The 8,278-nt window shown below is 53.2% G+C and carries 6 protein-coding genes; all 6 read right to left on the reverse strand.

All coding sequences use genetic code 11. The annotated features are described in order from the left end of the window. Positions 1 to 90 precede the first annotated feature (90 nt). Positions 91 to 528 (reverse strand): substrate-binding domain-containing protein, encoded by a 438-nt coding sequence (locus HKL97_RS03920; protein WP_291422795.1) that lies wholly within the window; start codon positions 526 to 528, stop codon positions 91 to 93. Beyond that, positions 474 to 1,664 carry an MFS transporter gene (locus HKL97_RS03925; protein ID WP_291422796.1) on the reverse strand — a complete coding sequence of 397 codons (1,191 nt, stop codon included), beginning with the start codon at positions 1,662 to 1,664 and terminating at the stop codon, positions 474 to 476. Before HKL97_RS03925 ends, HKL97_RS03920 begins: the two co-directional genes overlap by 55 nt. A 303-nt stretch (positions 1,665 to 1,967) precedes the next feature. After that, positions 1,968 to 2,816, reverse strand: coding sequence for a citryl-CoA lyase (locus HKL97_RS03930; protein ID WP_291422797.1), 849 nt, complete (start codon positions 2,814 to 2,816; stop codon positions 1,968 to 1,970). 14 nt (positions 2,817 to 2,830) lie between these two features. Further along, the gene (locus HKL97_RS03935; RefSeq protein ID WP_291422798.1) at positions 2,831 to 4,255 is read right to left on the reverse strand and encodes an aldehyde dehydrogenase family protein; all 1,425 of its coding nucleotides are present in this window, start codon (positions 4,253 to 4,255) and stop codon (positions 2,831 to 2,833) included. Between the two features lie 57 nt (positions 4,256 to 4,312). Continuing rightward, the gene (locus HKL97_RS03940) at positions 4,313 to 5,803 is read right to left on the reverse strand and encodes an aldehyde dehydrogenase (RefSeq protein WP_291422799.1); all 1,491 of its coding nucleotides are present in this window, start codon (positions 5,801 to 5,803) and stop codon (positions 4,313 to 4,315) included. Positions 5,804 to 5,948: 145 nt separating this feature from the next. Then, on the reverse strand, positions 5,949 to 8,278 hold a 2,330-nt coding region (locus tag HKL97_RS03945), incomplete at its 5' end, for a branched-chain amino acid ABC transporter ATP-binding protein/permease (RefSeq protein WP_291422800.1).

An 8,278-nucleotide genomic window follows, 5' to 3' on the forward strand; every position in this document is an offset into this window, starting at 1 on the left:
TGATTTCATTCAAAATTTTACAGAATGGCCCGAAAATCCAAAGCCGTCCGGAAAATGGCCTCTCCATTGCTGCCGATGCCTTCCAGCATCTCATCTCGTCTCCCGCACATGCAGCGTGAAGCCCAGATCCTTCCGGGGCATCTCAGGCTCCCGTCCCGCCATCAGCTCCAGCAACATCGCGGCTGAATCCCGGCCCACCTGGTAACGCGGTGTCGCCACCGTGCTCAGCGCTGGGGTTGTCCAGGCCGAGGCGGGCGGATCGTTGAATCCCGCCAGCGCCAGCTGCTCCGGCACCGCGATGCCGCGGCGCAGGCAGCGGAACAAAGCGCCCAGCGCCAGATCGTCATTGCAGAAGAACAGTGCGTCCGTGTCCGGGTGTTCTTCTAGCATGCGGTCCAACAGCGCCGCCCCTTGCGCGATGGCAGCCCCACCTGTACAACTCAACTGACAGTCCCGTTTCCGGTATAAAAACGTCAACGCACGCTCCTGGCTAAGGCAGACAAGCGAAATACCAGCAACAATGCGCACACAACCGCAATCGCAGCCATCAAATATACTGACGGGTAGCCATAATGACTAATCATCAAACCAGCCAACGGCCCCGTTGCACCCAAGGATAAATCCAGAAATACCGTATAAACGCCTATCGCGGCACCACGGTTTGACTGCGACACGGTCTTAAGTGCCTCCATCGCCATCGCGGGAAAGATTAAGGACAGGCCCAGGCCGGTTAAAACAACACCCAACATGGCAACCCAGGGCGCTGGCGCCAGCCATAAGGCCAGGAGACCTACGGCTTCAACAGAGAATGAAATTTTCGCTGCAGAAAATCCCCCAAATCGCAAGACAGCACGGGTAAAAAATGCTCGCACGAACACAAAAGCAATACTGAATGCACTCAATGCGTAGGCGGCGCCGCTCCAGCCGTGGCTTGCATAATACAGGGTTATAAACGCTACGATGGTGCCAAATGCGACGGAACCAAGCGCCAACGCCGCACCATATGGCAACATGCGCCGGAACACCGAGGCAAACTTCATTCGCGCGCCTGTGACAACCTGTGCCGCAGGTTTGAATGCACTGAGAAGCAGCCCTGCGAAGGCAAGGCCGATCGTCACCACGCCCAACGCCGCAAGCCCGCCAAGATGGTTTAAGACTACTCCGGCTGGGGCACCTAGCGCGATTCCGCCGTAAGCGGCAACACCAGACAGGGAGATGGCCTCGGCCATATGCGCCGGCCCTATGCGCCCGATGGCCCAGGTAACGCACCCTGTCCCTGTGCCGCTTTCCGCAGCCCCTAGCCAAATGCGGCTAAAACTCAACCAGGCAAGCACAGCTTCCGCTGAACCACTCGTGCTCGCCACAAAAACACAAGCACCACTGGCGATGGCGCAAGCCAAGCCCGTTAACACAGCCGATTTTGGACCTTTTACATCAGAGAGGCGCCCGATCAGGGCGCGTGTCACCAAAGTCGCAGCATATTGCAGACTGATAAGAAAACCAGCAAGAACGGCGCTGAAGCCAAGCGTGAAATGCACAAAGCCCGGGAAAACAGCCAAAGGCAAGCCAATTAAAAAATATACGATAAAGTTGAAAACGATCGCCGAAAAAATTTCCCAACCGACTCGCCGCGGCGACATCGCACTTGCGCCATTCATTGTCATGGATCTTTTCTGTTGAATATCCACGCTCAAAGGATCAACGGCCCGCCCCAATTATGTTCTCTTCTTGCCGCTGCAAACACCACATATGTACCCACCCTGTCCCGCGTCACAAATGATCACACAAAAATTCAAGATTTTCCATGATCATTCGCAACCTACCAAGGCGTTTTGTTCTGCCGCGGGCAACCAGAACACCCCGAAAGCGATCGCCGCGGCAGAATTTCTGGCCAGCCCGTTCACCGCATGGCTGTCATCTCTGATCAATGGACCAGAAATGCCCAATGCATTTGCCGAAACAACGTTTCAGCTATCCGCAGCGCCGTCACGTTCAGGCACGGCGCGTTGTGCGTGCCCCGTATAAGTGTACGGGATTTCCTTAGGCATCGGCCCTTTGATGCGCCCGCCCTGCTGCTTCTGCTCCCAGGCGTGCGCCAATATACCCACAGACCGGGAAAGAATAAATATTCCCCGTCCGAGTTCAGGCTCAAAGCCAAGCTCTGAGAAAATAACCGCTGTTATGCCGTCGATATTCATCGGAATATGACGATTTTTTATTGCACCAAGCGCCGTCTCCACAGCCTGGCCGATTGCGGCGTAACGACCTGAAACCACGCCAGACGCCACCGCCTTGGCAACCAACTTGAACAGCGGTGCAGTTCGCGGATCCACCGGGTGAAAGCGGTGGCCAAACCCGGGAACGATCTTCTCGCCGGCGTCCTGATGGCGGCGAATCACAATACCCGCGGCCTCAACCAATTCACCCGCCTCGCCTGCTTGTTTATCAATCTCACGGTAGAGTTCCATGCACTGCTGACCAGCGCCGCCGTGTATGTCATCAAGGACGTTGATGGCGGAGGCCATCGCGCCATTGACCTGCAGTCCGCATGTTACACTCATTCGTGCAATTGCGATCGAGGGCGCATGGGGGCCGTGGTCCACACCCGGCACAAGCGCTGCTTCCAAAAGATCGCTTTGCGCCCGCGTCGGTAAATCGCCCCGCAGCATGAGCCATATCATCTCCGGGAATCGAACCTTTCCGATCAACTCCTGAATTGGATAGCCTCTAATGGCGATCTTGCCTGGATGAATATCGATGATGCCCGTCGACCACCAGTCGGACGCGCTCTGCACCAGTTCTTCGCTTTTGGTCATGATGCTCTACTCTCTCAGGCTTCGAGCGCAGGATCGTAAAAGTCTCCGAATAGCTCCGCATCGGAAGGCTTATCCTCCTTGATCGGCACGGAGACCCAGGTGGTATTCATGTAATGCTTCAGATGCACGTTCTCGGAAATGATATTGCCGCCCCAAGTACCGCAGCCCAAGCTCGAAGTCATCGGCATACCGTTATTGAATGCACCCGCATTCGCCTTGGATTGCGGCTGGCGCACCATGATCCGGCTAACCGGCGCCGCCACGGCCAATCTATGAATATGATCCGCATCAAAGGAATAAATACCGCATGAATGTCCTTTTCCACCCACTTCATACACCGCGCGCATCATATCCAACGCCTGGTCGAACCCGTCGTATTTATACACCGCGAGCAAGGTTGTCAGCTTTTCACCTGAGAACAAGTGCTGTTTTCCAATTCCATCGCCAAGAACAATAATGAATTTCTTGTCCTCTGGAATTGAAAAACCAGCCGCTGCTGCCAATTGCTGCGGAGCAATGGCAACCGTGTTGACGGTACGGTGATTCTCATCGTCCCACATTGCGCGACGCAACGCCGCCTTTTCCTCATCGGTGGCGAGATAGCCGCCTTCAACTTGGAGCTGCGCCAGCATCTTATCAAAGACGGAAGCCTCAATGATCAAATTACCATCAGCCGAGCAACCGGAGCCAAAATCGGAGGTTTTTGAGAGACGCGTATTGAGCGCGGCCTCTGCAATATCTGCCGTCTCGTCAATTATCATGGTGGAATTGCCGGAGCCAACGCCATAGGCAGGCGTTCCCGAGCTATACGCAGCGCGAACCATTGGCTGGCCACCCGTGGCGATAATCAGATCAGCGCGCGCCATCAGCGCCTGAGACATCGGAATATTCACCTTGGTCAGGCACTGTAAGATATCTGCCGGCGCCCCCTCGCGTTCAAGCGCCTCACGCATTAAACGAACGGTTTCAAAAGATGTCTTCTTTGAGCGCGGGTGCGGCGAGAAAATAACTGCATCACGTGCCTTAATCGCATAGATCGCATTTCCTGCAGGTGTAAGATCTGGATTCGTTGTGGGTACGATACACGCGATAACGCCAACCGGCTTGCCATATTTGACAATACCCTTCTCCGGCAATTCCTCGATAATCCCAACACTTCTTTGGCGCAAAGCGTCGCGGAGTACACCGCGAATTTTCATACGCTTTCCCATACGGCTTACAGAATCACCGAGACCACTCTCTGCGATCCCTTCATCCACCAATCGCGTGAACGTCTGCTTATTTGCAACTGCCCAAGCTACTGCTTGACAAAGCCGATCAACCTTCTCTTGACTATAGCCCTCCAGAATTGCCAGCGCTTTTCTGGCACGCTCAAATGCATCATCAAGCTCTTTCTGCTGTACTTCCGTGATTGCTTTCTTGGTTTCTACTTCGGACATTTCTTCATACTCCTTACAATTACTCGTATTTTTCAATATGTCACAACGCAGGTTTAATTAACGGCGAACAAAGGGGTTCGGAACGTCAAGATCCGACGATACCCAGACACATTTTGTCTCCAGATATTCCTTGATCGCATCGACGCCAGATTCACGTCCAATACCGGAGCGCTTAAAGCCCCCGAAAGGAGAGGTGAAGCTGGTGGCGCGATAATTATTTACCCAGATCGTACCTGCCTTAACTTTTTCTGCGATAAGCAATGCGCGTTTCAAACTCTGCGTCCAAACAGCTGCAACGAGACCAAAATTAACATCATTCGCAATAGCTATCGCGTCGGCTTCATCCTTGAACGGAATTACAGACAATACCGGCCCAAAAACCTCTTCCTGCGCAATTCTCATCTTATTGTTGACACCAACAAAGATAGTTGGCGAAACGAACTGCCCAGCACCTAAATCCGGCCGCGATGTACCGCCAAGAATACATTTTGCGCCTTCTGCCTTTGCAATTTCAATATAAGACATAATTTTTTCGAACTGCGGCCTGGTCGCTATTGGGCCGATCTGAGTATCCTGCAGCGCAGGATCTCCCAGTTTTGCGGTACCCACAAAATCAATCAGGCGTTGTACAAACATATCATGAATATTTTCCTGAACCAAAAGCCGTGAACTAGCCTGGCAGGTTTGCCCCGATGCCGCGAAAATACCTGAGACCACGCCTTTTACAGCCTTGTCCAGATCGGCATCATCAAAAACAATGTTGGGTGACTTTCCCCCCAGTTCGAGGGTCACTGTTTTAAGGCCACGCGCCGCGGCCTCATAAATTTTCTGTCCGGCAACTTCTCCACCCGTGAAGCCAATATGGGCCACATTGGGATGAGCCACAAGCGGCGCTCCCACCTCCGCGCCAAAGCCGGTTACAACATTAATGACACCTGGTGGGAAGCCAGCCTCATCAAACAATTTTGCAAACTCAATCATCGACGCAGACGTAAATTCAGATGGCTTAATGACAACTGTACATCCCGCCGCCAAGGCCGGCGCCAGCTTCCAACTCGTGAGGGTTAACGGTGAATTCCACGGCGTGATGATGGCGACAACGCCCTTGGCTTCGTATTTCGTGAAGGCCAAGACGTCTTTCTTGTCCGTAGGAATCACATCACCATGAACCTTATCGGCAAGACCAGCATAATAATGAAAATAGTCAGATAGGTAATTAACCTGAGTGATCACCTCGGCTGAAAGTTTTCCATTATCTCTGCGCTCAATCTCAGCTAAGTGCCTGGCCTTAGCTGGAATCAAATCCGCCAGCTTGCGTAACAGGCGCCCACGCTCGGTCGCTGTCATCTCTGCCCAAGGCCCCTGAGTAAAAGCCAGATGTGCTGCTGCAACAGCAACATTAACATCGCCCTCACCTCCACGCGCTACCAGCGCCCAGGTCTCCCCACTATACGGGTTTTGGGTCGGAAAGTACTCACCCGATGCCGGCGGCACCGCAGCCCCGTTGATATAGAGTTCATAACGAGGAAGAGACCCACCAAGCGACATTCAACCCTCCATTCGCGACTGCGAACCGTCAAAAATACTAAAATCAACTATTCTAAAAATAATCAGGCCCAATTAACAGTGCTATCTTGAGACCTCATTGTAACAACGACCTAGATCGAAAATTTTTCAGGGATGGCAGGGCGCATTACCCTGCCCCAACCCCGAGGAGTTTAGCCTGAAGAGGCTCGTCTGCTGCAAGCGCAGCCGCAGTACCCTCGAAAGCTACCTCACCATTAACCAACACAATCGCACGATCCGCAATGGAGAGCACCGACTCTGCATGATGTTCGACAATCACCAAGCTTACCTTACGTCGCAGCCGCACGATGGCCGCCATGACCTCTTTAACGATGGCTGGTGCCAATCCCTCAAAAGGCTCGTCCAAGAGGATTACACGACTGGGAGCCATAAGTGCTCGTGCGACGGCCACCATCTGCCGCTCACCTCCGGAGAGCGCAGAGGCGCGCGACTTAAGTAGAATTTTAAGCTTTGGAAACAGTTCGTAAATCTCATCCAACGTCGCGCCGCCAGGGCGAGCCGCGATACGGAGATTTTCCAAAACCGTGAGGTTTGGAAATAGCCGACGTCCCTCAGGAACCAACGAAAGACCGAGACGATTTATCTCAAATGTCTTTGCACCTGCTATGTTTTTTCCATCCAGAAAAATTTCGCCGGCTGAAATATCGACAGTTCCCATCAGACTATTCAGCGTAGTGCTTTTCCCAACACCGTTGCGGCCGAGGATTGCGACGGCTTCCCCCTCGTGAATGGTGAAATTCAGGTTATGCAGGATTGAACTCCCCGCATAACCGGCACATAGCCCTCTAACCTCAAGAACCGGCTTGCCAACGTCACCTTTAGCGATCGTCTGCACCTCTTGCGCTTCCTTTGGCTCACCAAGATACGCTGAGATAACAGCCGGATTATTAGCCACCTCTGACGGCTTACCGTCAGCAATCAAAGCTCCCTGGTGCAATACCGTGATGCGATCAGATAGACTCAAAACGCGGTCCATATCATGTTCAATCAGCATCACGGCATGGGCATCGGCCAGGCGGCGAATCAAGGCACCTACAATCTTGCGATCAGCCTCCGCCAAGCCAGCCAAAGGCTCATCGAGCAGTAACAGTTTCGCATCCGTGGCCAGCGAGATAGAGATCTCCAAAAGTCTTTGTTCACCATGCGACAGGTTCATACAGGTTTCTGCCCCGCGATCTTCCAGTCCAACCGCCGCGAGCAACGTCCAGGTCCGGGCATTGATCGTGGCATCCGTATAGGCATTGCGCCAGAAAAAACTGTGCTGATGGCGTACCCGCGCTTGCACGGCAAGGCGAACGTTCTCGAAAGCCGTTAGGTTAGGAAAAACGCTCACAATCTGGAACGAACGGCTCATCCCCAAGCGTACCCTGGAGTAAATCGGCATTCTTGTAATATCGCTGCCAAGAAATGTAACTTTCCCTTCGGTCGGGCGCAGCATCCCCGTAAGGATATTAAAAAAAGTCGTCTTACCTGCTCCGTTTGGCCCGATAAAGCTGTGCAACTGACAGGGCATGATATCAAGATCGATATTACGTGCCGTATAAAGTGAACCAAACCTGTTGGTTAGGCCACGTACTGTCAAAATCGCCTGGTTGCGGTCCAGTGCAACATCGTTTGGACGGTAAGCGGCGATAATGTCCGGGCGCATCGGAATACCATCACGCACCAGCGTCCAACGCGAGCGTTTCATTAACCGTTGCACTAAACCATGAATGCCCTCCGGTGAGGCCAACGCTAAAATTATAATAATTGGCGCAAAGATCAGCCACCAATTCGAGGTAATGGCACTCAACTGGTCCTGCAGGGTAATGAAGGCAATCGCTCCCCAGAGCGGCCCAAGAAACTGGTGAACGCCGCCAAGAACCGTCATCAACAACGCATCGCCAGCGTGCTCCCAGCCAAGGTTGTCCGCATAAGCGCCGCGCAGCAGCAAAGAGAGCAGACCACCCGCCAGACCCACAACGCCACCACAGAGACAGAATGCAACGAGCTTTAACATCGCGGTGTTATAGCCCAGACAATTCATGCGTTGTTCATTATCACGCACCCCCTGTAGTGCACGGCCAAACGGTGCATGCGCCAAGCGCCATAAGCCCGCCATAACAACGACCGTAGATGCCAGCACAAAGATATGTAAGCGCATCGGCGTATTCAGAATGCTCAATGGAACATCCTGCAATCCATTTTCGCCGCCAGTTACGTTCGTCCACTTATAGGCGACCTCAAATGCAATCTGCGATGCCGCGAGAGTCAGCAGAGAAAAATATAACCCCCGCCGGCGGAGAATTAACAGGCCGAGCAAAAATGCCATAACCACAGAACCCGCAACACCAACGAGGACTGCCAAAAATTCGTCGCCGTAGCCATGGAGCAAAAACACAGCAACAAAATAGGTCGAGCAACCAAAAAACACTGACGCGCCAAACGGGACCAATC

The sequence above is a fragment of the Acidocella sp. genome, from assembly GCF_013044125.1.
Taxonomy (GTDB): domain Bacteria; phylum Pseudomonadota; class Alphaproteobacteria; order Acetobacterales; family Acetobacteraceae; genus Acidocella.

Excerpts from the sequence above, each read along its gene's own strand:
- HKL97_RS03925 (WP_291422796.1), bottom strand. The coding sequence starts at position 1,664 with ATGACAATGAATGGCGCAAGTGCGATGTCGCCGCGGCGAGTCGGTTGG.
- HKL97_RS03940 (WP_291422799.1), bottom strand. The coding sequence starts at position 5,803 with ATGTCGCTTGGTGGGTCTCTTCCTCGTTATGAACTCTATATCAACGGG.
- HKL97_RS03935 (WP_291422798.1), bottom strand. The coding sequence starts at position 4,255 with ATGTCCGAAGTAGAAACCAAGAAAGCAATCACGGAAGTACAGCAGAAA.
- HKL97_RS03930 (WP_291422797.1), bottom strand. The coding sequence starts at position 2,816 with ATGACCAAAAGCGAAGAACTGGTGCAGAGCGCGTCCGACTGGTGGTCG.